Raw genomic sequence first — 24,545 nt, 5'->3', positions numbered from 1 at the left:
CGATGTCAGGACCCGATCGCGATGGCGAAGACGTGCATCGTCGGCACGTTCGCCGCCGCCCGTGCGCTGATGTTGGGCAGCACGACCTGGGTCACCGCCTTGTTCTGCAGCGCGACGCCCACGTAGTAGACGCACGCCGCCGTGGCCTGTCGGCCGTTGTTGGGCCGGTTCTGGTACGCGGACACGATGGCGGCGGTCGCGCCGGACGCCGGGCCGCCGTACCAGTCGGGCGTGCTCAGGGTGAACGTCTGGCGGGTCCCGTCCGCGTACACCACCGTGCCGGTCCCCGAGACCGCGCCGTAGGTGCCGGTAATCAGGAAGCCGAGCGTGCTGCCGGTGCCGCTGATACCGAGGGTCTGACCCGAGGCGATGGCGTTGTCGGCCGTGCCGGGACTGACGTTGGGCCAGCGGAAGTTCACCCCGTTGCGGCTCACCGTGCCGCCCGGGCTCGCGCCGGCCTGCGCCAGGGCCTGCGCCGACAGGGTGGCCCCGTTGCCGTCGAAGTTGCCGACGTTGGTGTTGCTGTCGTTGGTGATGCCCGCGTTGGTGAAGCTCTGCTCCAACGTCGGCGTGGTGGCGCCCGTGCTGGTGACCCGGTAGGTGCGCCCGGCCTGCACGGTGACCTCGACCAGGTCGGACTCGACCCGGGTGACCCGGGGCGACGTGCCGTCGGCGGTGTCGACGACGCTGACGGTGCCGGTCAGGAACCGCGACCGCAGGCGGACGGTGCCGGCGCGGTCGGGTCGCACCAGCACCTCGGTGGCGGCGCCGCTGGCCCAGGTGATGCTGACCGTGTGCCCACCGCGACCCCGCAGGCCGGTCACCCGGCCGCTGGGCCAGGCCGGCGGCAGCGCGGGCAGGATGTGCAGCTCACCGATGTGGCTCTGGAGCAGCATCTCGGCGATGCCGGCGGTGGCGCCGAAGTTGCCGTCGATCTGGAAGGGCGGGTGCAGGTCGAACATGTTCGGGGCGAGCCGGGCGGTGGTGGCGAGGTAGCGGATCAGGTCGTGAGCCCGCTTGCCCTCCTCCATCCGCGCCCAGAAGTTGATTTTCCAGGCCAGCGACCAGCCGGTGCCGTCGTCGCCGCGCAGCGCCAGGGTCCGCCGGGCGGCCTCGAACAACTGTGGGGTGCCGCGCTTGGTGATCTGGTTGCTGGGCGCGAGCCCGTACAGGTGCGAGATGTGCCGGTGGTTGGGCTCGGTCTCCACCCAGTCGTAGAGCCACTCCATGATGTTGCCGCGCGAGCCGACCTTCATCGGTGGAAGGCGGTCCCGGGTGGCGCGTACCTGCGCCCGGAAGGTGCTGTCCACGTCGAGGATCTCGCTCGCGCGGGCGACGCCGTCGAAGAGGTCCCGCAGGATCTGGTTGTCCATCGTGGGACCGGCGCAGACGCTGGCGTTCGAGTGGTGGCTGAGTTCCGGTGAGTTCGACGGGTTGGTCACCAGGTAACCGAGGGTCGGCTCGGTCACCAGGGTGTTGAGGAAGAACTGCGCCGCGCCCTTCATGGCCGGGTAGTTCGTCCGCAGGAACTCGATGTCGCCGTTGAACTGGTAGTGGTCCCAGATCAACGTGGACAGCCACGCGCCGCCGGTCTGCCACATGCCCCAGAACGCGCCGTCGACGACCGCGGTGGCCCGCCACGCGTCGGTGTTGTGGTGGGTGACCCAGCCACTCGCGGAGCCGTACTGCACCTGGGCGGTGCGCGCGCCGGTGACGGCGAGTTCCCGGACCATGTCGAAGACCGGGTTGTGGCACTCGGCCAGGTTGGTCGTGTTGGCCGGCCAGTAGTTCATCGGCAGGTTGGCGTTGATCGTGTACTTCGAGTCCCAGGAGGGGGTCAGCGAGTCGTTCCAGATGCCCTGCAGGTTCGCCGGTTGGGTGCCGGGCCGCGACGACGAGATCAGCAGGTACCGCCCGAACTGGAACAGCAGCGCGGAGAACTGCGGGTCGTTGACGCTGTTGTGCTGGGCGATGCGCACGTCGGTCGTCTGGTCGGCGGCGGAGGTGCGGCCCAGGTCGAGGGTCACCCGTCCGAACAGCGCCTGGTAGTCGGCGACGTGCCGGGTGCGCAACTGGTCGTAGCTGTAGGCGCGCACCGCGCTGAGGCGCTGCCGGGCGATGCCCCCGTAGTCGCCACCGACGTTGCGGTAGTTGACGTAGCTGGAGCCGATCGAGATCAGCAGGACGACGCTGGTGGCGTTGGTGACCCGCAGGGTGCCGCCCGAGCTGGACACGCTGCCGCCGGTGACGGTGGCGTTGGCCAGGGCGAGGAAGCGGACCTGCCCGGTGACGCCCTCCATGCTCCCGGAGATGCCGTCGAGGCCGATCGTCGTGCCGTCCGGACTGGACACCGTCGTCCGCTGCGGGCTGTCGAAGGTGGCGGTGAAGCTGATCGAGGTGGCGCGGTCGGCCGTCAGCCGCATCGCGATGACCTGGTCCGGCGCGCTGGCGAAGACCTCACGCTGGTAGCGGATGCCGTTCAGGACGTACGAGGTCGTGGCCGTCGCGGTGGTGACGTCGAGCGTGCGGTTGTGCTGGGACGCTCCGCTGGCCGACCCGAAGGCGAGCCGGAGGTTGCCGACGGTCTGGTACGCCAACTGCCCGCCGGGGTTGCCCATCATGGTCTGGTTGATCAGGTCCTGGGCCTGGGTCCACTGGTTGGCGTTGACCAGCCGCCGGATCTCCGGCAGGGCCGCCGCGCCCCGGGTGTTGCTGGGGTCGTGCGGGCCGCCGGCCCAGACGGTGTCCTCGTTGAGCTGAAGTCGCTCGGTGTCGACGTTGCCGAACACCATGGCGCCGAGCCGGCCGTTGCCGATCGGTAGGGCCCGCAGCCAGTCCGTCCCGGCGCCCTCGTCGTACCAGAGGGCGAGGTCGTTGGCCGCGAGCACCTGCGGCGGCGCGACGGAGTCGGCGTTGGCGGTCGCCGTCCACGGCAGCGGCAGCAGGGCGCCACCCGCGCCGGCCGCACCGATCTTGAGGGCCTGCCGCCGGGTCAGGTCTGACATCGATCCTCCAAACGGTGACCGATGTGGCCACCCAAGCGCGACAACGACGACCCCCGATGGTGGATCCGCGCGGTGACACCGACCATGCTGCGCAGGTCGTAGGCAGACCCGGTGGACGACCAAACGTCCGATGTGTTTCGGGAAGATTACTCCGGTGTCACGCAATAGGCAACGGTCGATTGCTTGCGCGATCATCGCTGCCGCCCTGCGCACCGACCATGATCGACGCCAGTGCGGCCATGTGGGGGCATCCCGCCGCCCGGTCAGCCCCATATCAGCGATGTCGTGTCGATCACCGGTGGTCGTGGCGCGGATCGGCGCGCATGACGACGGTGCGGGTCAGGCCACCCGCCGCGTATACATCGGATGATTGCGGCAGCCGCGCCCGCGTCGGCCTCAGTGGACCGGCGGGCGCGGCTGGGTGTCGCTCACTCGGGCAGCGTCGCCCCGGACTTCTCGGCCACCAGGTACCTCGCGTACCAGTCGGGCCAGTTGTCGTCCCGCTGGCCGGTGCGCTTCTCGTGCTCGTCGTGGGCCGCCGCCGCGCGCCGCAGCGCGTCCGCCAGGTCGGTCGCCGACCGATACGACGTCAGATCGCCCTCACCGGCGTTCGGACTCATCGCGACCTCCTGGGTTCCTCGCCCCACCGTCGACGACCACGCTACGTCCTACGCGCCGGTGAGGTGCGGCGTTCGGGGCATCAGCCCGGCGCCGCCCTCGTCGCCCGGCGCAGCCCGAACAGGGCGACAAGCGCGAGCAGGATGACGGCGACGGAATACTCGTCGGCGGTCCGCGGGAGGCCCCCGGCGTACACCACGAGGAAGCCGGCGATCACGGTGGGAAGGCCGAAACCGACGTAGCAGACGACGTAGAGCAGCGACAGCACGCTGGCGCGTTCGTGCGCCTCGACCAGCGGCATGATCGTCTTGAGGCTGCCCTGGAACCCGCCGCCGAAGCCGACGCCGCCGAGCGCGAGACCGACGAAGAACCCGGGTACGGAGTCGGCCATGACCGAGACCACCGTGACGACCATGCCCAGGATGAGGGCGACGATCCCGGTCAGGATGACCGTCCGCGCGGCGGTGTCGCGCAACAGCAGGACGGCGACCGACCCGAAGAGCGCGAAGACGAAGAGCACCAGACCGGCGACCACGATCGACGTGTCCATGAGGCTGCGCACGAGCGCCGGGCCGAGCGCGCCGAAGAAGCCGGCCAGCGCCCAGACCGCGAACAGCACCGGAGCGACGACCAGCACCGGCCCGCGTACCGGGCGCGGCAGCCTGATCTCCGGTCGCAGGCTGCGCCGCGCGCCGGGCATCCGGGTGACGGTCTCCGGCATCAGCGCGACCCCGACGGCCTGGATCAGCAGGATCGCGACGAGGACGACGTACACCAGGCGGGTCGGCGCGGGCAGGTAGCGGATGAACAGCGCCGAGAGCAGCGCCCCGCTGCCGGTGCCGAGGCCGGGTGCGATCGAGTTGGCGAGCGTCCCGCGAGCGCGGTCGATGTCCAGCATGGCCGCGCCGACGGCGCCCGTCGCCGCGCCCGCCGCGAGCCCCTGCACGAGGCGGGCGGCCAGCAGCGCGGGTACGCCGTTGGCGAGGATGAACACCAGCAGCGACAGGATCTGTACGGCGATCGCGGCGGCCAGGACCGGACGCCGGCCGACGTGGTCGGAGAGCTTGCCGAAGGTGAGCAGCGATGCCAGCACCGCGAGCGCGTAGACCGCGAACACCACGGTGGTCGTGACCGACGAGAAGTGCCAGCGCTCCTGGTAGATCCCGTAGAGCGGGGTCGGGGCCGCCGAGGCGGCCAGGAACGACACGAGGATCGACGCCAGCAGCACCAGGGAGACGTTCGGCGCGAGTCGTACCCGCCCCGCGATCGACATGTCCTGCTCCTCGGGCTGCGCGGCGCTCGTCGGACTCGACGGCCGCAGGCGCGTACCCGATGTGCCGCTCTCCATGCGCCGACTACTCGTCGGCGCGCGGCCCGAGATGCTCGCGCAGCGCCCGCGCGATGTCGCCGGCCGCGCGGAGCTGGTCCGGCGTGAGAGCGTCGACGAACAGCTCCCGGATGGTGCGCAGGTGCGGATAGGTGGCCCGCTGGAACGCCGCGGCCCCGGCCGGGGTGAGGATCACCTCCGCCCCGCGCGGGACGGTCGCGCACTCCTCGCGACGGATCAGCCCGCGTCGTTCCATGCGTCCCAGGTGGTGCGAGAGTCGACTCCGCTCCCACCCGATCTGCGCGGCCAGGGCGGAGGAGCGCATCCGCCGCTCCTTAGCCTCGCTGAGGGCGAGCAGGACGGCGTAGTCACCCGGCGAGAGGGAAGAGTCGACCTGGAGACGCGACCCGACCCGGGAGGTGAGCGCCTCTGTCGTCTCGACGAAGTCCCGCCAGATCCGCAGCTCCTCCGCCGTCGGCAACTGCCGGCCCCCGCGTCGTTCGGGTGTGGTGTCGACCATCGAACCCTCCGGGAATTGACGTGTCAATTCGCAGGTTAGCATCATTGACACGTCAACCGGGAAGACCACTTCCCGCGTGTCGACGGCGAAGAACGCCGAGGAGGAGACATGTCCGCCGCACCCTTCGAACTGGGGCTCAACTCGTTCGGCGAGGTGGCCACGGACGGCGACCGGACCCTGAGTGACGCCGAGACCGTCCGGCTGCTGGTGGACGAGGCCCGGCTCGCGGAGTCGGTCGGGCTCGACGTGTTCAGCCTGGGCGAGCACTACCGGGAGGGGCACAACGACTCGGCCACCCCCGTCCTGCTCGCGGCCATGGCCACGGCGACCGACCGGATCCGGCTCGGCACCTCGGTCACCGTCCTGAGCACGAACGACCCGGTACGGCTCTACCACGAGTTCGCCACCCTGGACGCGGTCAGCGACGGCCGGGCCCAACTGGTCCTCGGACGGGCATCCGCGACCGAGTCGTTCCCCCTCTTCGGCTACGACCTGGCGGACTACGAGCGGTTGTTCGAGGAGAAGCTGGACCTCTTCCTCCAGCTTCAACGCGACGAAACGGTCACCTGGTCGGGAACCGTACGCACTCCCCTGGTCGCGCAACGACTCCATCCGCGCATGCGCCCGGGCGGAATCCCCACCTGGATCGGCGTCGGAGGAAGCCCCAACTCGGTGATCCGCGCCGCCCGGCACGGGCTCCCGCTCATGCTGGCGATCATCGGTGGACGCCCGCAGCGGTTCGCCGGCCACGTCGACCTCTACCATCGGGCGCTCGAACAGTTCGGGCAGGCCGCGCAACCGGTCGGGCAACACTCGCTCGGCCTCGTCGCGGACACCGACGAGGAGGCCGTCGAGACGTGGTGGCGGTACTGGCAGCCCACCGTGGCACGGCTCGCCGAGGAGCGCGGCTTCTACAAGCCGGACCGCGCGCGCTACGAGACCGAGATCGACCACGGCGCGCTGTTCGTGGGGTCACCGGAGACGGTGGCCCGCAAGATCGCAACCATGGCCCGCGACCTGCGGCTGAGTCGGTTCGACCTGAAGTACGACATCATGCACCTGCCTCGCGAGGCGCGGGCGCGCACCATCGAGCTGCTCGGCAGCGAGGTCGCGCCACGGGTCCGTGAGCTGTTGGCGAAGGAGCCCACCAATGTCTGATCTCGTGTTCGGCCTCGACACCTTCGGTGACGTGCCGGAGGACGACTCCGGCAAGCCCGTCTCCCACGCCACCGCCATCCGGCAGGTCGTCGACGAGGCGGTGCTGGCCGACGACCTCGGCGTCGACGTCATCGCCCTGGGCGAGCACCACCGACCCGAGTACTCGGTGTCGACGCCGGAGACGGTGCTGGCGGGCATCGCCACCCGTACCTCGCGGATCCGGCTCTCCTCCGGCGTCACCGTGCTGAGCTCGGACGACCCGGTCCGCGTCTTCCAGCGTTTCGCCACGGTCGACGCGCTGTCGCACGGTCGGGCCGAGGTCATCCTCGGCCGGGGCTCGTTCACCGAGTCCTTCCCGCTGTTCGGCTACGACCTGGCCGACTACGACGTGCTGTTCGAGGAGCGGATCGAGCTGTTCGCGAAGCTGCTCGACGAACAGCCGGTCACCTGGAGCGGCACCACCCGCGCCCCGCTCACCGACGCCGACGTGTTTCCCAAGACGGAGTCGGGACGCCTCACCACCTGGGTGGGCGTCGGCGGCTCACCGCAGTCGGTGGTACGGACCGCCCGGTACGGCCTGCCGCTCATGCTCGCCATCATCGGCGGCGCTCCGGAGCGTTTCGCGCCCTACATCGACCTCTACCGGCGGGCGGCCGACCAACTCGGCACCACCGCGCACCCGGTCGGGATGCACTCGCCCGGCTTCGTCGCCGACACCGACGAGGAGGCGAAGGAGCTGTTCTGGCCGTACTACCGGGTCATGCGCGACCGGATCGGCGCGCTGCGCGGCTGGCCTCCGATCCGCCGCCAGGAGTTCGACTCGGAGGTGGAGCACGGCTCGCTCTACATCGGCTCGCCGGAGACGGTCGCCCGCCGGATGGCCGCCGCCATCAAGGGTCTCGGTGTCGGCCGGTTCGACCTCATCTACACCGCCGGGGCGCAGCCCGTGAGCGCCCGGATGCGCGCCGTGGAGCTGTACGGCTCGCGGGTGATCCCCATGGTCCGCGACATCCTGGCCAGCTGACCCGCCGGCTGCCCCTCGGAGAGGAAGACATGAACGACAACGGATCCGACCGGCCACGGACCCTCGCCATCCTTGGCGCCGGCAAGGTGGGCACCGTCCTCGCCCGGCTCGCGCTCGCCGCCGGCTACCGGGTGCTCGTCGCCGGCTCCGGGGATCCGGCGAAGATCGCCCTGACCGTCGAGGTGCTCACGCCTGGAGCGGTGGCGACCACCGCCGTCGACGCCGTGGCGGACGCCGACATCGTCGTCCTCGCCCTGCCGCTGGGCAAGTACCGCACGCTGCCCGCCGAGGCGCTGCGGGGCAAACTCGTCGTCGACGCGATGAACTACTGGTGGGAGGTCGACGGCATCCGCGACGACCTGACCGATCCGCGCACCTCGTCCAGCGAGATCGTCCAGGCGTTCCTGGCCGGGTCGCGGGTCGTCAAGGCGTTCAACCACATGGGCTACCACGATCTCGAGGACGGGGCCCGGCCGACGGGCACGGCCGGCCGCAAGGCCATCGCGATCGCCGGCGACGACGAGGCGGACGTCGCCCCGGTGGCCTCGCTGGTGGACGCCCTCGGCTTCGACCCGGTCGTCGCCGGCCCGCTCGCCGAGGGCGTACGCCTCGAACCGGGTAGCGAGTTGTTCGGCGCCAACGTCAGCGCCGACGAGGTGCGCGCCATGCTCCGGCGCTTTCCCGAGTCGGAGCGCGGCCAGGCCGTCGCCGCCGCCCGGTCGGCCTGACCCGCTGGTCCTCTCAGTGCTCGTCGTCGAACGCCGTACGAGGATCGAGGTGCCGACCCCGCTCCTGCGCGGCGGCGTAGGCGGCGGGGCCGAGCGCCCCGACCGCGCCGTCGCGCACGGCGGCGAGGTCGGCCGCGTCGTCCGGGTCCGGCACCTGGCCGATCGCCGCGAACGCCGCGTCCGCGAGGCCGACCATGAGCGCCGCCCGCGAATGGTCACCCTCGGCGGACGCGAGCGCCGCACCCGCCACGCAGACGTACGGCACGAAGTCGTCCCAGCCGTGCTGGAACACCCGGGTACGGCTGAGGGTGAACAGCTTGCGCGCCTCGGCGAGGTTACCGAGACCCAGCTCGCAGAAGGCCAGGTTGTGCGTCTCGGAATTCACCGTCTCCGGTCGGCCCAGCGACTCGTTCAGCGCGATGCTCTCGCGATACAGGTCCCGCGCCCGGTCCAGGTCGCCGGCCATCCGCGCCACCGCCGCCAGCACGTGCCTCGGCCGCTCCTGGAGCGCGCGGTCACCCGAGCGAACCGCGACGTCGAGGGCCTCGCGCGCCCGGGTCTCCCCGAGCGCCAGGTCGCCGCCACGAATCGCCACCCGGGCCAGGCTGTAGCGGGCCTCCACCTCGCCCGCCGCGTCGCCGACGGCACGAGCACGCTCGATCTCGGCCGTGCTCATCCGTACCACCGCGTCGCTCTCCCCCCGACGGAAGGCCGAGCGGACGTCGTCACTGAAGCTCACGGTTACTTTCCCCCTCGTGCGTCGCGGCTCCGGCCCTGGCGGTGGCCCTCAGGCATGGAAGGCGATCCAGTTCTCCTGGAAACGGAAGCCCATCGACTCGTACAGCGGCCGGCCGAGCGCGCTGGACTGCAGGTACGCCGCGTCCGCGCCGGCCGCGACGCCGTCACGTACCACCTTCTCGGTGATCGCGCGGCCCAGGCCGCGACCACGCGCGTCCGGGACGACGGCGATGTTGAACACGCCGACCACACCGCGGGTGCGCATCCCGAGACCGGTGCCGAGGACCTGGCCGGCCTCCTCGTACAGGTATCCGTCGATCCGCTCGGCGTCGAGCACCGCGCCCCCCATCAGCGACCCGAACAGACCGTCCGGCACCTCGAAGCCCCTGGTCAGGACGTCCGTGTACCGATCGCTGTCCGCCGCGCCGACCTGCCGTACGCGCTCGCGCTGCGCCTCGTCCGCCCGGAACACCAGCTCGTCCACCCCGCAGGCCAGCAGGGGCAGCTCGCTGCGCGCGGCGAGCCTGTGCCGGGTGGCGAGATCGGCCACCGCGCCGTCGACACCGTCCCGGACCACGATCGACCAGGCCTCGACCTGCCCGGACACCTCGGTGGCCAGCTCGTGCAGGGCGTCGAGATCCGGCTCGCGCGACAGGTCGTACGCCACGTTCAGCGTCGCCGCTCCCGCGTGGGTCACCGCCGCACGGGCGGTGCCCCGCCGCGCGTAGTAGCCCTTCGGTGTCGCTCCGCACAGATCCTCGATGGCGTCGTCGTACGCCGCCGCCATCCGATCACCGATGATGTTCATGTCCCTGTCCCCCTGACGCTCCCCCGAGCGTGCGCAAACATAGCCGCAACGCCGCGAGCTGCGCGAACCGAGGTGCGGCGGGGTCAGCGTCGGTGGGTGGCGCGCCCCGGCCACCACCGCCCGGAGCGGAGCCCCTGACTGGTGGCGCCGTGGAAGATGATCATCACGACCACGCCGATCAGGCCGAGGAACGGGTTCACCAGCCAGCCAAGCAGACCGGTCAGGCCGTAGAGGACCAGGCCGACGATCGGGCGGAACTCCTGCACCCGTACCTGGTCCTGGCCGATGGTGTCGGCCCGCAGCGCCGGGTGGCGGCGGACATAGGAGAAGAGCACCCACCAGGGCGCCGACATCAGCGAGGCGGCGAACGCGTACAGGACGACGGCGACCCGGAGGTCGTCGGTGTTGCCGTCGGCCAGCGCCGACGCCAGAACTGCGGTGGGAAAGGGAATGATCACCACGCCGAAGAGAATGCCGAGATTGATCGAGCTGAACGCCGGGGTGGTGCCCCGCACCAACTGGAGCACGGCGTGATGGTTCATCCAGAGAACCCCGACGTAGATGAACGACACGACGAAGGCCAGGTATGACGGCCCTTCACCGAGAAGCCCCTCGGCCAGCCCGCCCTCGTGGAAATCCGGTGCCCGCAGGTCGAGCACCAGCAGGGTGATGACGATGGCGAACACGCCGTCGCTGAACGCCGCCAGGCGACCCGCGTCGGTCACCGCGGGATCACCGTCGCCTGCCTGGATCCCCCGTTGACCTGCGGACATTGCCGCATGCTAACAGTGACGCCGCGACAACCGAACGTGATTGCGGATCGCGGCACCGGCCTGAGCCGGTCGTCGCTCTTCACCACGGCCACGGGCCGTTGCCGGGCGCGCCATGGCGACGGGTTGAAGAGCGGCATTCCTCAGGGTCATCTTCATACCTCTGCGGAATACCGCTCCTCACCGCGTGCCCGACGCGCCCGCCACCGGATGGTCAGCTGGCGTACGTCTCGAACTCGCCGACCCGGGGCGTACCGCTGGAGCTGTTGATCTTAAAAGTGATCTTGCTCAGCGTCGTCGCGGCGAACGTGATCGCACCCGCACCCGCACCGGAGGCCAGGACGGCGCCGGTGTCGTGATTGACGAGCTGCCAGGACCCGATGGAGCCCTGGGTGCCGGAGGGCTCCCGGATGGTCACGCGGGACACCCGTGTAGCGGATCCCCACTTGATCGAGATCGAACCGGTCGAGCCGGCCGGCGACCAGTAGGTGGCGATGTCGCCGTCGCGCACGTTGCCGTAGCTGGTCCCGCTGGCCTTGTTGGAACCGTCCGCGCCGGCACCCAGGCTGAGATTCGTCCCGCTGGGTGGCGGCGTGGTCGGCGCTGGCGTGGTGGGCGCTGGCGTGGTGGGCGCTGGCGTCTGCGGCGAGCAACTTCCGTCGGACACCCGCAGGCCCGTGTTGGCGCCCGCCGTCTGGCCGACGACGTTCGGCACGCAGCTCGCGCCGTCCAGCCGGTAGGCGTACGGAATGCTGACGGTGGTGATGGACGTCGGATTGGGGCCAGCCGGGTAGTTGTCGCTGCCCGGGTTGGACCAGGTGACGTTGTCGAAGATGTTGCCGCTGACCTGCCAGTAGCCGCGCTCGTCGGTGTAGAACGTGCCCAGGACATCCTTCGAGTCGCGGAAGTGGTTGTTCTCGACCTTGGCTCGGGCCCCGGCCCGGGAGTTGATACCGGACTCGTTCAGGCTCACGTAGCTGTTGTTGTAGACGTGGGCGACGCCGCCGCGCAGCAACGGCGTACGGGAATCGATGTTCTGGTACAGGTTGTGGTGGAACGTGACGAAGCCGTTCGACAGGTCGCTCTCACTGGACCCGATGAGACCACCGCGCCCCGAGTTGCGCAGGATGCTGTACGACAGGGTCACGTACTGGGTGTCGTTCTTCATGTCGAAGAGGCCGTCGTACCCCTCCGACTCCCCGCCGGACGCTTCCAGCGTGACGTGGTCGACCCAGACGTTGCGGACGGCGCTCTCCATGCCGATGGCGTCCCCGCCGTTGGAGGTCGGCGAACCCGACTTCTTGACGTTCCGGACCGTGACGTTCTGGATGATGATGTTGCGGGAGTCGCGGATGTGGATGCCCACCTGGTCGAAGACGGCTCCACTGCCGACCCCGATGATGGTGACGTTGCTGATCTGCTTCAGCTCGATCACGCCGTCCGCCGTGCTGCAGCTCGATCCCGACACCTTGCTGGTGTTGCCGTGGTTGATCGTCCCGGTGACCTCGATGGTGAGCGGGGTGCTGCTGCTGGCCCGTCCGCACAGGGCCGCGTGGATCGCGGTGCCCGTACTGGCGCGCACCGTCTGTCCTCCCGCGCCACCGGTGGTCCCGCCGTTCTGGGTGGCGTAACCGGTGGCGGCGCCCACCGCCGCCGCCGGCCGGGGACCCTGAAGAGTCACGCCGGCCGCGACCCCGACAGCCACCGTCACGAGTGCCGCCGGAAGACGGCGTACGAGTGTTCGTCTCATCTCGCCTCACTTTCGAAGAATCGGTGTGACGCGTCGATGTCGGAAGGCGTCAGCGGACGGCCGTCACCCGACCCGGAATAGGCGACAATCAATTACGCATCGATCGTCGGCAATGCCGCCACCCTGACGTCCGAGGCGGAGCCGCTGGCCAAGCGGCACACAACCGACAGCGCCCGAGGCGCACCCACTCGATCCGGGGACGAAACATCGACGTGACACGATCGTAGGAAAGCGTTTTCCGTGAAGCAACACCTACCGCTTGCAGGTTTGTTGCAGCGCACCCCCCGGGCTCCGGTGATCATGAAGTTATCGCCACGACACGCCGACAACCACGGCAACGACTTCATGATCACCGGGGGGGCGGGGAGAGAGGAGCGAGGGCGGGGTGGTGTGGCGTTGACAAGGGGGCATTGAACGAAATAAATTCCTGGCTACGAGAAACTGTTTCGCGCGCTCGCTGTGCGGCACTCACCCGCGAGCCGCGAATGAGCAGAGCGGCCGCCCGCCCCACGAGCCGGTCGACAAAGGAGGGTGCCGCAGCCCCGCCGGACCCGCTCGTCGCATCGTCACTCGTCGCGCCCCACAGCACCGCCGGCGCGAGGGCCGATCCGGCGTCGACTCCCGGCCGCCGCACCGGCGTTCCCCCGGTGACCCCCTCCGCGAATCGTCGCGGCGTGGGGCTCGGCGACCGGCAGGTCGAGGGTGACCGGCCCGGCTGATCCGGACAGCAGATCCGACAGCCCCCGCCTCGCGCGCTTGGGAGCGCTCCCGGCGACGCCGGGCGTACCGACGCTCTCCGAACCGACCAGCCCGGACGCGTCGGCCGCCACCACCACCACCTCGGGAGAAGTCTGATGAGAAAACGAAGGGTCACCAACGCCGCCCTGGTGTCGGCGGGCGCCGTCCTGCTGGCATCGACGGCGGTCGCACTGGCCGCGCCCGCCGGCGCCGCAGCCGCCGGCTGTGCCGTGAACTACGCCGTGTCATCGCAGTGGCAGGGCGGCTTCGGCGCGAACGTCACCATCACCAATCTGGGCGACCCGGTCAGCAGTTGGACGCTGAACTGGTCCTACAGCGCCGGACAGACCGTCACGCAGGCCTGGAACACGACGCTGACCCAGAGCGGCGCCGCGGTCACCGCCAAGAACGTCAGCTACAACGGCGCCATCGGGACCAACGGCACCGCGTCGTTCGGCTTCAACGGCTCGTGGACGGGCAGCAACCCCGATCCGTCCAGCTTCGCGCTCAACGGCGTGACGTGCACCGGCGAGCCGACGCCGACGACACCGGCCCCGACGACGCCGCCACCGACCACGCCGCCCCCAACCACGCCACCGCCGACCACACCGCCACCGACCACCCCACCGCCCACCGGCCCGGCCGACATCACGGTGAACAGCAACACCAGGTACCAGACCGTCGACGGGTTCGGGGCCGCCCAGTCCATCTGGGGTAGCGCCTGGTCGACCACCGACACCCAGACGCTGGTCGGGCTGGGCGCCAACCAGCTCGGCCTGTCCATCGTGCGTACCGGCCTCTCGCCGGAGTCCAGCGAATGGGCGACCCACGTCAACTCGTTGAAGACGGCGAAGGCGTACGGGTCGAACGTGAAGATCCTCGCCTCGCCGTGGACCGCACCCGCCGCGTGGAAGACCAACAACAGCCGCACCGGCGGCGGCAAGCTGAAGACCGACTACTACGACGACTACGCGAACCATCTGAACAGCTATGTGCAGTACATGCGGGGTCAGGGTGTGACCATCGACGTCACGTCCGTGCAGAACGAGCCGGACTGGCACCCCGACTACGACTCGATGGACTGGAGCGGCACCGAGCTGCGCACCTTCGTCCGCGACCAGGGTTCGAAGGTGCAGAACAGCAAGCTGATGGTCGCCGAGGCGGTCAACCTGAACTACGGCTACACCGACCCGACCCTGAACGACGCGACCGCTCGGAACAACATCGGTTACATCGGCGGGCACCTGTACGGCACCGAGTCCGCAGGACGGCTGGCGCCGTACAACCTGGCCGCCCAGTACAACAAGCCGGTGTGGATGACCGAGTGGAACCTGCACGCGGCGGACGGCGGCGGCTCGAACATCTGGGGCAACCCCAGCAACCTGGCCGTCTGGAACGAGACGCTCGACGACATCATGCGGACGGTGCACAGGTCGATGGAGGCCAACTGGGCCGCCTACATCTGGTGGTACGGCAAGCGCTACTACTCCTTCATCGGTGACGGCGAGGCGGCCTACGGCACCACGGCCGGCGCCCCGCTCAAGCGCGGGTACGCGTTCTCCCAGTACGCCAAGTACGTCCGGCCGGGCTACCAGCGGGTGGCCCTGACCAAGAGTTCCAAGGCGTCCCCGCTGGAGGTGACGGCCTATCAGGGGGACGGCAAGATCACGCTGGTCATCCTCAACCGGTCGAACAGCGCGGTCAACAACGCCGTGATCCAGGCCCCGCAGAACGTCAGCAAAGCGGAGTACTACCTGACCTCGCAGAACGCCAACGCGGCGAGCCAGCCGACAAGCGTGAACGGAGGCCAGGCCACCATCAACGTCGGCGCGCGGAGCATCTCGACCCTCGTGTTCACGCTCTGACCGCCGGGAGGCGGCGGGCGTGAGCCAGATCCCTCCGGCCGGGGAGCGCCATCCCCGGCCGGAGGGAAGCCCGGCGGCGGAGACGCCGCGAGGATCACAGGCATGACGACGACGGCACCCCGCACCCGTGGCAGCGGCCACGGCCTGACGTACGCCATGCTCGGCTGGGCCGTGGCCTACGGCGGCCTACGCCTGGTGTGGACGGTCGGCCCGCCGCCGGAATTCCCACCGTTCGGGTCCGACCTGCTCGGCTTCACGGGCTGGCGGTCGGTGGCGTTGTGCCTGGTCGCGGGCGCGGTGACGGTCGCCCTGGACCGCACGGCGACCTGGCGACCGGCGCTCGCGGGGCTGGCCTGGATCGTCGCCGGCGCGCTGGTCGCGGCGGCGGCGATCCTACTGCCGGAGCTGGTGAGCCTCCTGCTGTTCGCGCCCGGCCCGTCGTTCGACCCGGTGGCGTTCGCCAGCCGGCTCGGCTGCGCCACCGGAGCGGCGCTCCTCGGCCTGGCCGTCTTCGACTATCAGCGCCGCACCCGGGGCGACTGCCCCGCCTGCTGCCGCACCGTCCGACCCGGCCACCGACGCTCGACGCCCGCGCCGTGGGCACGCTGGGCGGCGTACGTGGCGGTGGCCGGGCTCGTCACCCGCTTCGCCGCGCAGGCCGTGGTGGGCTTCGACAACGTGGCGCAGGACGCCTCCATCATCGGGTTGGAGATCGGTCTGGTGCTGGCCGGTGTGCTGTTGCCGCTGGCGCTGGTGCACCACTGGGGTGAGGTCTGGCCGGGATGGGTTCCCCTGCTCGCCGGTCGTCGGATTCCCCGCCGGCTGTTGCTGGTGCCGGGATTCGGGCTCGGGGCGGCCATCGTCGCCTACTTCGGCATGGGGATGGCGCAGGTGGCGTCCGGGTCGGCCAGCGAATTCTCCGACGCGTTCCTCTGGGTGGCCATGTCGGCGTACTGCCTCCTGGGGCTCGGCCTCCTCACCGCGTCCAGCGACTACCACCTCCGTACCCGCACAGCGTGCCGGGCCTGCAGGCGCTGACCGCCCGCAGGCCCCGCTCAGCTCAGCTCCGGTCGCGGTCGCCGACGTCGGGCCGCGCCGGCCGGGAGAGGGGATTCTCCCGGGCCAACGTCACCCGCTGGCCCCGTACCGGAGAGCGCGGCGCGGGCGGCACCGGCCGCCGCGACGCCTCGCCGGTCTCGGCCAGGAGGTACTCGGTCTCCTGCACCAGGTAGTGCGGTCGACGTTTGGTCTCGTAGTAGATCCGGCCGATGTACTCGCCGATCACGCCGAGGATGGTCATCTGGATGCCGCCGAGCCCGATCACACTGACGATGATCGTCGTGTACCCGGGGACGTCGATGCCCTTCTCGACGGCGTCGGCGACCACCCACGCCATGTAGGCCAGCGCGATGAGGGTGAGGAACAGGCCGCCGTAGATGGCCAGGCGCAGGGGCCGGTTGTTGAACGACAACAGACCGTCGAACGCGTAGTTGAAGAGCTTGCTGAGCGTCCACCTGCTCCGCCCGGCCTGCCTGGTCTCGTTGGGGTGGGCGACGACGGCCGTACGGAAGCCGATCCAGGAGAACAGGCCCTTGGAGAAGCGGTTGTACTCGGGCATCGCCAGTATCGCGTCCACCGCGAGCCGGGACAGCAGGCGGAAGTCGCCCGCGCCGTCCTGGAGGCGCACGTCGATCCACCAGTTGATCACCCGGTAGAAGGACCGGGAGGCGACCATGCGCACGAACCGGTCGCCGCGCCGGTCCCGCCGGGCGATCACCTGGTCGAAGCCCTGCTGGTACAGCGTCACCATCTCCGGCAGCAGCCGGGGCGGATGCTGCAGGTCGGCGTCCATGATGACGACCGCGTCACCGGTGGCGCGCTGCAACCCGGCGAGCATCGCCGCCTCCTTGCCGAAGTTGCGGCTCAGCGACGTGTAGCAGACGGTCGGATCGGCGGCGGCGAGCCGACGCAGCGCCTCGAGAGTGCCGTCCTCGCTGCCGTCGTCGACGTACACCACCTCGACCTCGACGTCGGGCAGCTCGGCGAGGGCGGCGCACACGGTCTCGTGCAGCCGCTCGACCGACGCCTCCTCGTTGAAGCAGGGCACCACGACGGACAGTCGCATGCTCGTCACCTCACCCCGCCCGTACCCGGGCATCCGCCGTTCACGCGGTCAGAGGTGGTAGACCAGCGTGCCATCGAGATCCTCCCGGGTGATGCCCAACCCGTCGATGGGTCGGGTCGCGATGCTCTCCCACGGCGTTCCCACGGCACGGCTCGGCACGACGACCACCGACCGCACGCCGATCCCCCGTAGGTGCGCGACGCTGACCGGATCGGGGAACGACGCCACCGCCGTCCGGGTCTGCGCCTGACTGACCGGCTCGAAGCCGGCGAGACCGTTCGTCACGCGGGGGAACCCGTCGGTCGTCCACAACATGTACGTCAGGTCGCCCACCCCGCCGGCCGGCAGCACGAGGATCGGGTCCTGCACCGTCCGCATCGCGGCCGGCGGCGGCGGCACGGTCAGGTGGGGCGTGGAGTTGACGCCTTCCAGGGTGACCACCGTCAGGGGAATCAACAGGACCAGCGGCGTGAGGGTCCGCGCCCACTGGCGGGGCGTGGACTGTCGCAGCGACTCGGCCAGTGCGGTCACCGCGCCGGCCGCCAGCACCGCGAGCAGCAGGCTCGTCCAGTGCATCATCCGGCCGGGCGTCCGCAACGCGTCCCAGCCCGGCAGGAGCGTGGACAGGGTCAGGTAGCCCGGGTCCCCGTCACCGCCGAGGGTGGCGCCCAGCCCCAACAGCACGGTGCCGACCACGCCGAGCCCCAGCGCGACCCGGTGCCGCAGCGGGTACGCCGAGAGGAACAGACCCGCCGCGGCCAGCCCGATCACCATCATGCCCGGCAGCAGCGCCATCTCCGGCGGCCAGGAGAGCTGCTCGCGCGCGCCGGCGTGCCGCTCCCCCCACAGCCACGAGTCGGCGGGCGCGGTGACGAACCCGATCAGCGGGGGCGAGAACATCTTCGTCCAGTCCAGCGTCCGCTCGGCCTGCGGGTTGAGGTCGACGACGCGCAGGTAGACCATGCCCAGCAGCAGGGTCACCAGGCCGAACACCCCGCCGCCGACGAGATCCGCGATCAGCAGCCGCCGGCCGAACGGGGGCCGTTCCCGCTTGCGCCACCAGGACCAGCCGTAGCAGCCGGCCGCCACCAGGACCGTGGCCAGCAGGAAGTAGACAAGCGGCAGGCCGATGCCGAACCCGAGGCTGACCTGCCAGGCGGCGACGAGCCACCCGGCCACCGCCCAGCCCGGCTTGCGCAGCTCGGGCCGGTACCCGTGGCGCAGCGACCAGCCGTGGCCACGGGCCAACATGGCCAGCGACAGCGCGATCGCCCCGCTGGACAGGATGTTCAGGTGCCCCGAGTGCGCCAGCCGCCAGGGCGCGTACGCCCAGGCGACGGCGGCGACCGCGCCGCCCCAACGGTTCGAGCCGAGCTGCCGTGCCAGGGCGTACGCCCCGAACGACGCCAGCGCGTGCAGCAGCACGTACAGCAGGTTGTAGTGGATCACGGCGGCCGTGAAACCGGAGCCCAGCATCCCCATCGGGGCGTACCCGAGCAGGGTGTCGCTGTAGGCGTACGTGTACGTCTCGGGGTAGAACGTGTTCGAGTTCCAGAGGTCACCCGGGCTGTTCAGCAGGGCATGCCCCGACCAGGCGACCTGCCACGCCTGCAACAGCGGATCACCCAGGTCGCCGGGGATCGTGGTCGCCGGGTGGCGCAGGGTCGGCCAGGTCAGCACCACCGCCAGTAGCAGGCTCGCCGCCACCGCCACGGTCCATTCGGAACGCGCCCAGTTCCAACGACCCCAGTCGGCCGGCGGCCGATCCTCGGGGATCTCCTCGGGGGGCACGTCTTCCGAGGTTGGTGGCGGGGTGGCGGACCGGATAATCATGAAATTGATGCTCTCCAATAGTGCCGGGCTTGTCCATCTGCTGTCCGAAGCGTGGCGTGTTCTCGCGCACGACGCAACGGCCGCATACCAATAGACGCTGCGGGGAGCGGAAACGGTGGCGCGGACGACGAGCGTCCGCGCCACCGCGCCGACTCGATCGACGGATGTCAGCCGATTTTGACCAACTGCCACTGCTGGTTGTTGCCGCCCCAGTCCGCGTACTGCACGACGTTGCCGCCGTCGGCGGTGGACGCGCCCTGCACCTCGACGGCCTTGCCGCTGTTGCGGTTGATGAGGCGCACGTAGCCCCCGGAATCGGCCAGCCGGAACTGCTGGTTGGTGCCGTTGCCGTCGGTCCACTGCACGACCGCTGCGGAGTCGGCGGTCGAGCGGTTGTAGACGTCCAGCACCTTGCCGGAGTTACGGGACTTCAGTCGGTAGTAGCCGCTACCCGAGTCGACGAACTGCCACTGCTGCCACGCGCCGTCGTTGCGGGTCCACTGGTCGATCCGGGCGCCGTCGGTGGTCGCCCGCTCGTACACGTCCAGGGCCTTGCCGCTGTTGCGGTTGATCAGGACGTACCAGGCGGTGGTGTCGACCCCGGAGCCCGGCGGCGGGGTGGTCGGGGTGCCGCTGCCCGCGTTGAGAGCGTTGAGGACGGAGGTGTACGCCGCCTTCTTGTTGCCCGACCGGTCGAACAGCAGGGCGTTGTCGGAGCCGCGCCAGGAGTCGCTGTCCCGCACGCCCCAGGTGGTGATGCCGGTGCAGCGCGCCACGGCGAGGCAGGCGCGGGTCACGGAGGCGTAGATGTTGGCCTGGTTGGAGCCGGTCATCACGTCCAGCTCGGTGATCTGCACGTCGACGCCGAGGTCGGCGAAGCGCTGCAGGTTGGCCTGGTAGTCGCTCGCCAGCGTGGTGCCGAGGTGGGACTGGAAGCCGACGCAGTCGATCGGCACGCCGCGGGACTTGAAGTCGCGGACCATGTTGTAGATGCCGGTGGACTTCGCGTTGATGCCGTCGGTGTTGTAGTCGTTGTAGCAGAGCTTGGCGCCCGGGTCGGCGGCGCGGGCGGCGCGGAACGCCGCTTCGATCCAGTCGTTGCCGGTGCGCTGCAGGTTCGAGTCGCGTCGCCCGCCGGAGCCGCCGTCGGCGAACGCCTCGTTCACCACGTCCCACGCGTAGATCTTGCCCCGGAAGTGGGTGGCGACCTGGGTGACGTGGTTGATGGCGGCGTTACGCAGCGCGGTGCCGGACATGCCCTGCGCCCAACTCGGCTGCTGGGCGTGCCACAGCAGCGCGTGTCCGCGCACGCTCATGCCGTTGGCCTGGGCATGGCTGACGAGACGGTCACCACCCGTGTAGCTGAACCGACCCTGCTGGGGCTCGGTGGCGTCCCACTTCATCTCGTTCTCGGGGGTGACGCTGTTGAACTCGCCGTTCAGGATGCTGACGTACTGGCTGTCGGAGAGCTTGCCCGTCGCGACGGCGGCGCCGAAGTAGCGGCCCTTCTCGGCCGCCGACGCCTTCAACGTCGTTCCGGCGCTGGCCATGGGTGCCAGCGCGACCGTCATACCCGCGGTCAGCGCGACCGCGAGGGTCGCCGTCGCCAGCAGAGCTTTTCTAGGTCTCATGTCGATCCTTCTGTAGGTGCATCGGCGGTGGTGAGGTGCCACTTCGCTCAGGACGACCTGTTCCCGGCGGCGCGCGCCGGCTGGGCCAAGGAATCCGGGACGGTCATCCTGGGCCACCTCGCACCGGCACACGCGGAATCGGCCGGCGTTCGCCGGGAACCGCACGAGTCCTGAGACGGCGTCCGTTGCCCGGAGGGACGCCGCGCGTCGAGGCGCGACCACGGGACTCGCCCGGTGAGCCACCGACGCCGCGGACCTCTGCATCGAGGGTGAGCGATAACATGCTGTTCGTCAAGATGTAACGAGCCGGACATACGCCGCGGTGGCCGCAGTGACTCACGACGATGCTGCTACGGGGTCACAGCGGCCGGACCGTGCGGCAGTATCGATGGAAGCGATCCTTGTTATCGCTCACAGGGCCAGCCCGCCCCGCCCTCTCACCGCGCGCGACGTCGATCGGCCGGCGACAGGTGTAGCCCGCGTTCCCGAGGGGCAACAATCCGCTCATGGGTGGGACGCCGCGGGTCGACGAGCGACCGCTCGGGCGGCGGCGACGTGCCGGGGCCGATCCGACCCGGCGGTCGGCGGCACCCGCGTGACGCCGCCGAAGCACTGCCCGCCGCCGGTGGCCCTCGGCGCGGTGGCACTCGGCGCGGCCGCGCTCGCGGCCGCCCTGGGCGCCGAGCCCGCCTCCGCCGAGCCGACGCCGATCCCGATCCCGACGCCGACGCCGACGACCAGCGGACCGGTGGAGACCGCCACCGCTGGCGGCATCGTCGGATCGCTGGCGCGGGACCTGCTCGACACTCCATCGCACCTCGACCTGCCCCTGCCGACGGCGCTCCCCCTGCCGACGACTGTCCCGGTGCCGACGGCGCTCCCTCTGCCGACGGCAGTCCCGCTGCCGACCACCGGCTCCCTGCCGTTGCCGCTGCCGCTGGTGACCACGTCACCGGCGTCGACGGGCGGACCTACCGCTCCCACGCCCACCCGGGCACCCCGTACCCGGCGATCGTCCCCGCCACCGGAGGCGGGGACGCCGGTCACCTCGTCGACGACGCGCGCCACCCCGCCGTCGTCGGCACCGGTGACGGTGCGGGCATCCCGCGCCGACGCCGCCGACCGTCGCATGCCGGCGCGCGGGCGGGCGGCGATGACCGCCGAACCGTCATCACCGCCGATCCCGACCCCCCGTCCGCTACCGGCGCAACCCGCGCTGGCACTGGCATTCGTGTCCGCGCCCACCAGCACCGGTGCCGGGGGCGCCGACCTGACAGCGTCGGCGACCGACACGCCGCCGTCCGTCGGGCCGCTGCGTCGAGGGGGCGCCGTCGGTCCCTTCGACAGTCGGGCCACCAGTCGACCCGTCCAGCGGGGTCCCCCGCCGCCCCGGCAGCTCCTGATCACCCATCCACGTCCACGACGTTGATCAGGAGAGATCATGGAGCTAGCCATCATCTGGGTACCCGCCGACATGGAGCCGTCGGAACACGCCATCGCGACGTGTCTGAACCACCTGCGCCGACATGACTACCGGCTGAACGGGATCATCCGCGCACCGTGGGAGACCGTCGAGCAGAAGATGGTCGACGGCGAGGTGGACGTGGTCGTCATCGCCGACCTCGCGCACCTTCCGCCGGACCGGTCACCCCGGATCGAGGTGGCCACGCCGCTGCCCCGTGGCGACGAGGACCGTCCGACGCCCGGCACGCCGTCCGGCTGACGCCACGAAGCGCCCCGTCCACGGCGGACGGGGCGCTTCGTCGTGCGCGGCGGACAGCGACCGGTACACGGTCGACCGCCGGGCCGCACCGGGGCTGCGACCACGTCCGGCCGGTGCCGGCCCGTCGACCGGTCAGTCGAGGTTCGGCGCGGGCTCGGAGACGTGGGCGGTGACGATCCGCCAACCGACGGGCAGGCGTACCCAGGTCTGGGTCTGCCGTCCCGTGGCGGAGCTGTCGGCGTACCCGAATCGGGTCGTCACCACCGCGAGGTCCGCGCCGAATGTGCTGACCCTCGTCTCGACCAGCCGGCGGCCGGCCGGCAGCGGTGGCTGCGCGGCCCGCCACTTGCGCTGCTCCTCCAGCCCGTACTGATGGTCGGCGAGGCCGAACCGCACCGTCCGGTCGGAGTCCCAGAAGTACCCGCAGATCGCCTCGGCGTCACCGTCGACGAGCGCCCGTTCGTATCCGCCGAAGGCCGCCGCCACCTCGGCGACCACGTCCGCGCGATCGATCTCCATCCGGTCCGTCCTCTCCATCCGGTCGGGTCGGCCCGGCGGCTCAGCCACGCGCCGCCGCGGTCTGCTGCTCGTCGGCCGCCCGATCGGCGGCCGGCGCGGACGCCTCGTCCAACTCGGCCTCCTCCGGGTCCGGTTCGCGTGGCGTGGGACGACCGAGCGCGAAGACCGCGCAGATCACCGCGACGAAGAGGTAGCCGAGCGCCACCTGGCCGTTGGCGTTCCACTCGACCCGCTCGCCGTGGATCAGCCCGACGAACGACAGCACCGCGCCCGAGCCGGCGAAGATCGCGGCGCGGACGAACCGCTTGTCGATGACGAAGACCACCACCGCGCCGAGCACCAGGCCGGCAAGGATGGCGCCCTGCCCCAGCACCAGCAGCCCGTCGTACACGACACCGGCGCCGTTGAGCGCGTCGTCGCCCACCGCGGCGGCGCTGGTGCCGGCCGCCGCCAGCGCGTTGTCGATCTGCCCGGTCGCCCAGGCCGCGATGTTCGGCACCAGTGCGGCGACCACGGCCGCGGCGTGCGCCCGCGGCGTCGCCTGGAACGCCTGCGCCCCGATCAGCAGGCCGATGTAGAGCAGGATCGGCACGATGGCCGCCGTCGGGAAGATCGCCGCGAGCAGTCCGAACATGCCGAGGAAGCAGAGCACGGCGATCACCACGCCGGTCGCCATCGAGTAACCGCTGCGGCCACCCGCGGCCTTCCAGCCCGGGTGGCCGACGTAGACGGCGGGCGGGAACGGCGAGCCGAGCGCCGCGCCGATCACCGCGCCCGCGCCGTCGGCGAGCAGCACGCTGCGCAGGTTGTAGTTGTCCCCGGCGGTCGCCGCGCTTTCCACGTTCGTCATGCCCTCGGTGAAGTTGTAGACGCCGAGGGGGATGGCCGTCGCCAGCAGCGGCGCCATGTCGGACAGCCCGGTGAACAACAGGTCCAGCTTGAACGAGGGTACGGCGACCGCGATGTCCCGGGCGGCCGCCGTCACGTCCGGCACCGACATCGCCCCGCCGGCCCAGCCGATCGCGGTGCCCACCAGCAGGGCCGCGAGCCCGATCGGGAAGTTGAACGGCAGCTTGGTGTCGGTGAGCAGGCCGATCAGCAGCAGCGCGAAGACCGGCAGGGCGACCCAGGCCATCCGCCACATCTGCCCGGCCGGGTTCATCGAGATGAAGGTGATCGAGATCCCGGCGAGCGTGCCGAGCAGCGCCGCCCGGGGCGCGTACCGACGGATGTAGGGGCCGACGAACGCGCCGATCAGCACGATCACGCCGATGATGAAGGCCCACGCCAGCCCGGCCTCCCAGGCCCGGAGCGGGTCCTGGGTGCGCAGGTAGATCGGGAGCATGATGACGAAGATGACGATGAACATGTGCGGCACGCTCGGCCCGTACGGCAGGGCCGTCACGTCGGTGCGGTTCTCCCGACGGGCCAGGCGGCGGGCCAGGTAGGTGTAGTAGATGTTGCCGGCGACCAGGGCGATGCCGAGCGCCGGCAGGATGGTGCCGAACACCTCCCCCTCGGGCAGCTTCACCACCCCGATGCAGAGCCCGGTCAGGGTGAGCACGTTGACCAGGACGTTGACGCCGAAACCGAAGAACGCGTTGGTGTCACCACGCACCCAGAACGGGAGCGGGACGACGGTGGACTTCGAGGAGACCATGGCTG

20 protein-coding genes are annotated in these 24,545 nt (G+C 70.7%); 7 read left to right on the top strand and 13 right to left on the bottom strand.

All coding sequences use genetic code 11. From position 1 onward, the window contains the following. Nucleotides 1–5: 5 nt before the first annotated feature. From ACIBTX_RS25115 to ACIBTX_RS25100, 4 genes are all read right to left on the bottom strand, one after another. On the bottom strand, nucleotides 6–3,005 hold the full coding sequence (locus tag ACIBTX_RS25115; RefSeq protein WP_363660877.1) for a glycoside hydrolase family 95 protein: 3,000 nt from the start codon (nucleotides 3,003–3,005) through the stop codon (nucleotides 6–8). Between the two features lie 428 nt (nucleotides 3,006–3,433). Beyond that, the gene (locus ACIBTX_RS25110) at nucleotides 3,434–3,625 is read right to left on the bottom strand and encodes a hypothetical protein (protein WP_357125532.1); all 192 of its coding nucleotides are present in this window, start codon (nucleotides 3,623–3,625) and stop codon (nucleotides 3,434–3,436) included. Nucleotides 3,626–3,705: 80 nt separating this feature from the next. Beyond that, the gene (locus ACIBTX_RS25105) at nucleotides 3,706–4,896 is read right to left on the bottom strand and encodes an MFS transporter (protein WP_357169197.1); all 1,191 of its coding nucleotides are present in this window, start codon (nucleotides 4,894–4,896) and stop codon (nucleotides 3,706–3,708) included. A gap of 82 nt (nucleotides 4,897–4,978) precedes the next feature. Next, a complete protein-coding gene (locus ACIBTX_RS25100) occupies nucleotides 4,979–5,470 on the bottom strand; it encodes a MarR family transcriptional regulator (RefSeq protein WP_357125525.1) in 492 nt (163 codons plus the stop codon). A gap of 108 nt (nucleotides 5,471–5,578) precedes the next feature. On the opposite strand from ACIBTX_RS25100, the gene ACIBTX_RS25095 reads away from it, so the two are divergent. The 3 genes from ACIBTX_RS25095 to ACIBTX_RS25085 are packed head-to-tail and all read left to right on the top strand — an operon-like array spanning nucleotide 5,579 to nucleotide 8,380. Further along, nucleotides 5,579–6,628 carry an LLM class flavin-dependent oxidoreductase gene (locus ACIBTX_RS25095; protein WP_357125522.1) on the top strand — a complete coding sequence of 350 codons (1,050 nt, stop codon included), beginning with the start codon at nucleotides 5,579–5,581 and terminating at the stop codon, nucleotides 6,626–6,628. Continuing rightward, on the top strand, nucleotides 6,621–7,652 hold the full coding sequence (locus ACIBTX_RS25090; RefSeq protein ID WP_357125519.1) for an LLM class flavin-dependent oxidoreductase: 1,032 nt from the start codon (nucleotides 6,621–6,623) through the stop codon (nucleotides 7,650–7,652). The genes ACIBTX_RS25095 and ACIBTX_RS25090 overlap by 8 nt, the downstream gene beginning before the upstream one ends. A gap of 29 nt (nucleotides 7,653–7,681) precedes the next feature. Beyond that, entirely contained in the window at nucleotides 7,682–8,380 is a 699-nt protein-coding gene (locus ACIBTX_RS25085) for an NADPH-dependent F420 reductase (protein ID WP_357169194.1), read from the top strand. Between the two features lie 13 nt (nucleotides 8,381–8,393). Here the strand turns inward: ACIBTX_RS25085 and ACIBTX_RS25080 are convergent, their stop codons facing one another. The 4 genes from ACIBTX_RS25080 to ACIBTX_RS25065 all read right to left on the bottom strand — a co-directional run bounded on the left by ACIBTX_RS25080 (nucleotide 8,394) and on the right by ACIBTX_RS25065 (nucleotide 12,446). Beyond that, nucleotides 8,394–9,119 carry a tetratricopeptide repeat protein gene (locus tag ACIBTX_RS25080; protein WP_357169191.1) on the bottom strand — a complete coding sequence of 242 codons (726 nt, stop codon included), beginning with the start codon at nucleotides 9,117–9,119 and terminating at the stop codon, nucleotides 8,394–8,396. Nucleotides 9,120–9,167: 48 nt separating this feature from the next. Next, nucleotides 9,168–9,926, bottom strand: coding sequence for a GNAT family N-acetyltransferase (locus ACIBTX_RS25075; RefSeq protein WP_357125509.1), 759 nt, complete (start codon nucleotides 9,924–9,926; stop codon nucleotides 9,168–9,170). An 83-nt stretch (nucleotides 9,927–10,009) separates the two neighbouring features. Beyond that, the gene (locus ACIBTX_RS25070; RefSeq protein WP_357169188.1) at nucleotides 10,010–10,699 is read right to left on the bottom strand and encodes a TMEM175 family protein; all 690 of its coding nucleotides are present in this window, start codon (nucleotides 10,697–10,699) and stop codon (nucleotides 10,010–10,012) included. A 211-nt stretch (nucleotides 10,700–10,910) separates the two neighbouring features. Further along, on the bottom strand, nucleotides 10,911–12,446 hold the full coding sequence (locus ACIBTX_RS25065) for a pectate lyase (protein WP_357169186.1): 1,536 nt from the start codon (nucleotides 12,444–12,446) through the stop codon (nucleotides 10,911–10,913). A gap of 854 nt (nucleotides 12,447–13,300) precedes the next feature. Between ACIBTX_RS25065 and ACIBTX_RS25060 the strand changes: the two genes are divergently transcribed. Beyond that, a complete protein-coding gene (locus tag ACIBTX_RS25060) occupies nucleotides 13,301–15,049 on the top strand; it encodes a cellulose binding domain-containing protein (protein ID WP_357169183.1) in 1,749 nt (582 codons plus the stop codon). A 102-nt stretch (nucleotides 15,050–15,151) separates the two neighbouring features. Beyond that, nucleotides 15,152–16,087 (top strand): hypothetical protein, encoded by a 936-nt coding sequence (locus ACIBTX_RS25055; RefSeq protein ID WP_363660868.1) that lies wholly within the window; start codon nucleotides 15,152–15,154, stop codon nucleotides 16,085–16,087. Nucleotides 16,088–16,109: 22 nt separating this feature from the next. On the opposite strand, the gene ACIBTX_RS25050 is transcribed toward ACIBTX_RS25055, so the two are convergent. The 3 genes from ACIBTX_RS25050 to ACIBTX_RS25040 all read right to left on the bottom strand — a co-directional run bounded on the left by ACIBTX_RS25050 (nucleotide 16,110) and on the right by ACIBTX_RS25040 (nucleotide 20,638). Further along, a complete protein-coding gene (locus ACIBTX_RS25050; RefSeq protein WP_357169177.1) occupies nucleotides 16,110–17,183 on the bottom strand; it encodes a glycosyltransferase family 2 protein in 1,074 nt (357 codons plus the stop codon). Nucleotides 17,184–17,222: 39 nt separating this feature from the next. Further along, nucleotides 17,223–19,007 (bottom strand): hypothetical protein, encoded by a 1,785-nt coding sequence (locus ACIBTX_RS25045; protein WP_357169174.1) that lies wholly within the window; start codon nucleotides 19,005–19,007, stop codon nucleotides 17,223–17,225. 167 nt (nucleotides 19,008–19,174) lie between these two features. Further along, the gene (locus ACIBTX_RS25040; RefSeq protein ID WP_357125488.1) at nucleotides 19,175–20,638 is read right to left on the bottom strand and encodes an endo-1,4-beta-xylanase; all 1,464 of its coding nucleotides are present in this window, start codon (nucleotides 20,636–20,638) and stop codon (nucleotides 19,175–19,177) included. A gap of 595 nt (nucleotides 20,639–21,233) precedes the next feature. Between ACIBTX_RS25040 and ACIBTX_RS25035 the strand changes: the two genes are divergently transcribed. Both ACIBTX_RS25035 and ACIBTX_RS25030 read left to right on the top strand, forming a co-directional pair. Continuing rightward, the gene (locus ACIBTX_RS25035) at nucleotides 21,234–22,067 is read left to right on the top strand and encodes a hypothetical protein (RefSeq protein WP_357169171.1); all 834 of its coding nucleotides are present in this window, start codon (nucleotides 21,234–21,236) and stop codon (nucleotides 22,065–22,067) included. Nucleotides 22,068–22,079: 12 nt separating this feature from the next. Beyond that, nucleotides 22,080–22,361 carry a hypothetical protein gene (locus ACIBTX_RS25030; protein ID WP_357169168.1) on the top strand — a complete coding sequence of 94 codons (282 nt, stop codon included), beginning with the start codon at nucleotides 22,080–22,082 and terminating at the stop codon, nucleotides 22,359–22,361. Between the two features lie 132 nt (nucleotides 22,362–22,493). Here ACIBTX_RS25030 and ACIBTX_RS25025 read toward each other — a convergent pair whose 3' ends face one another. Both ACIBTX_RS25025 and ACIBTX_RS25020 read right to left on the bottom strand, forming a co-directional pair. Next, the gene (locus ACIBTX_RS25025) at nucleotides 22,494–22,880 is read right to left on the bottom strand and encodes an AtzH-like domain-containing protein (RefSeq protein WP_357169165.1); all 387 of its coding nucleotides are present in this window, start codon (nucleotides 22,878–22,880) and stop codon (nucleotides 22,494–22,496) included. 40 nt (nucleotides 22,881–22,920) lie between these two features. Next, nucleotides 22,921–24,540, bottom strand: a complete 1,620-nt coding sequence (locus ACIBTX_RS25020; RefSeq protein ID WP_357169162.1) for a regulator — start codon at nucleotides 24,538–24,540, stop codon at nucleotides 22,921–22,923. Nucleotides 24,541–24,545: the final 5 nt, after the last annotated feature.

This window comes from Micromonospora sp. NPDC049359 (genome assembly GCF_044466585.1).
Classification (GTDB): Bacteria; Actinomycetota; Actinomycetes; order Mycobacteriales; family Micromonosporaceae; genus Micromonospora.
Note: the sequence above shows the minus strand (reverse complement) of the source record. Positions and strands in the feature narration are given on the sequence as shown.

What these genes read in the sequence shown, in the direction of transcription:
- ACIBTX_RS25105 (WP_357169197.1), bottom strand. Translation starts at nt 4,896, where the DNA reads ATGTCGATCGCGGGGCGGGTACGACTCGCGCCGAACGTCTCCCTGGTG.
- ACIBTX_RS25075 (WP_357125509.1), bottom strand. Translation starts at nt 9,926, where the DNA reads ATGAACATCATCGGTGATCGGATGGCGGCGGCGTACGACGACGCCATC.
- ACIBTX_RS25115 (WP_363660877.1), bottom strand. Translation starts at nt 3,005, where the DNA reads ATGTCAGACCTGACCCGGCGGCAGGCCCTCAAGATCGGTGCGGCCGGC.
- ACIBTX_RS25030 (WP_357169168.1), top strand. Translation starts at nt 22,080, where the DNA reads ATGGAGCTAGCCATCATCTGGGTACCCGCCGACATGGAGCCGTCGGAA.
- ACIBTX_RS25070 (WP_357169188.1), bottom strand. Translation starts at nt 10,699, where the DNA reads ATGTCCGCAGGTCAACGGGGGATCCAGGCAGGCGACGGTGATCCCGCG.
- ACIBTX_RS25025 (WP_357169165.1), bottom strand. Translation starts at nt 22,880, where the DNA reads ATGGAGATCGATCGCGCGGACGTGGTCGCCGAGGTGGCGGCGGCCTTC.
- ACIBTX_RS25040 (WP_357125488.1), bottom strand. Translation starts at nt 20,638, where the DNA reads ATGAGACCTAGAAAAGCTCTGCTGGCGACGGCGACCCTCGCGGTCGCG.
- ACIBTX_RS25100 (WP_357125525.1), bottom strand. Translation starts at nt 5,470, where the DNA reads ATGGTCGACACCACACCCGAACGACGCGGGGGCCGGCAGTTGCCGACG.
- ACIBTX_RS25090 (WP_357125519.1), top strand. Translation starts at nt 6,621, where the DNA reads ATGTCTGATCTCGTGTTCGGCCTCGACACCTTCGGTGACGTGCCGGAG.
- ACIBTX_RS25060 (WP_357169183.1), top strand. Translation starts at nt 13,301, where the DNA reads ATGAGAAAACGAAGGGTCACCAACGCCGCCCTGGTGTCGGCGGGCGCC.
- ACIBTX_RS25020 (WP_357169162.1), bottom strand. Translation starts at nt 24,540, where the DNA reads ATGGTCTCCTCGAAGTCCACCGTCGTCCCGCTCCCGTTCTGGGTGCGT.
- ACIBTX_RS25045 (WP_357169174.1), bottom strand. Translation starts at nt 19,007, where the DNA reads ATGATTATCCGGTCCGCCACCCCGCCACCAACCTCGGAAGACGTGCCC.
- ACIBTX_RS25110 (WP_357125532.1), bottom strand. Translation starts at nt 3,625, where the DNA reads ATGAGTCCGAACGCCGGTGAGGGCGATCTGACGTCGTATCGGTCGGCG.
- ACIBTX_RS25065 (WP_357169186.1), bottom strand. Translation starts at nt 12,446, where the DNA reads ATGAGACGAACACTCGTACGCCGTCTTCCGGCGGCACTCGTGACGGTG.
- ACIBTX_RS25095 (WP_357125522.1), top strand. Translation starts at nt 5,579, where the DNA reads ATGTCCGCCGCACCCTTCGAACTGGGGCTCAACTCGTTCGGCGAGGTG.
- ACIBTX_RS25085 (WP_357169194.1), top strand. Translation starts at nt 7,682, where the DNA reads ATGAACGACAACGGATCCGACCGGCCACGGACCCTCGCCATCCTTGGC.
- ACIBTX_RS25055 (WP_363660868.1), top strand. Translation starts at nt 15,152, where the DNA reads ATGACGACGACGGCACCCCGCACCCGTGGCAGCGGCCACGGCCTGACG.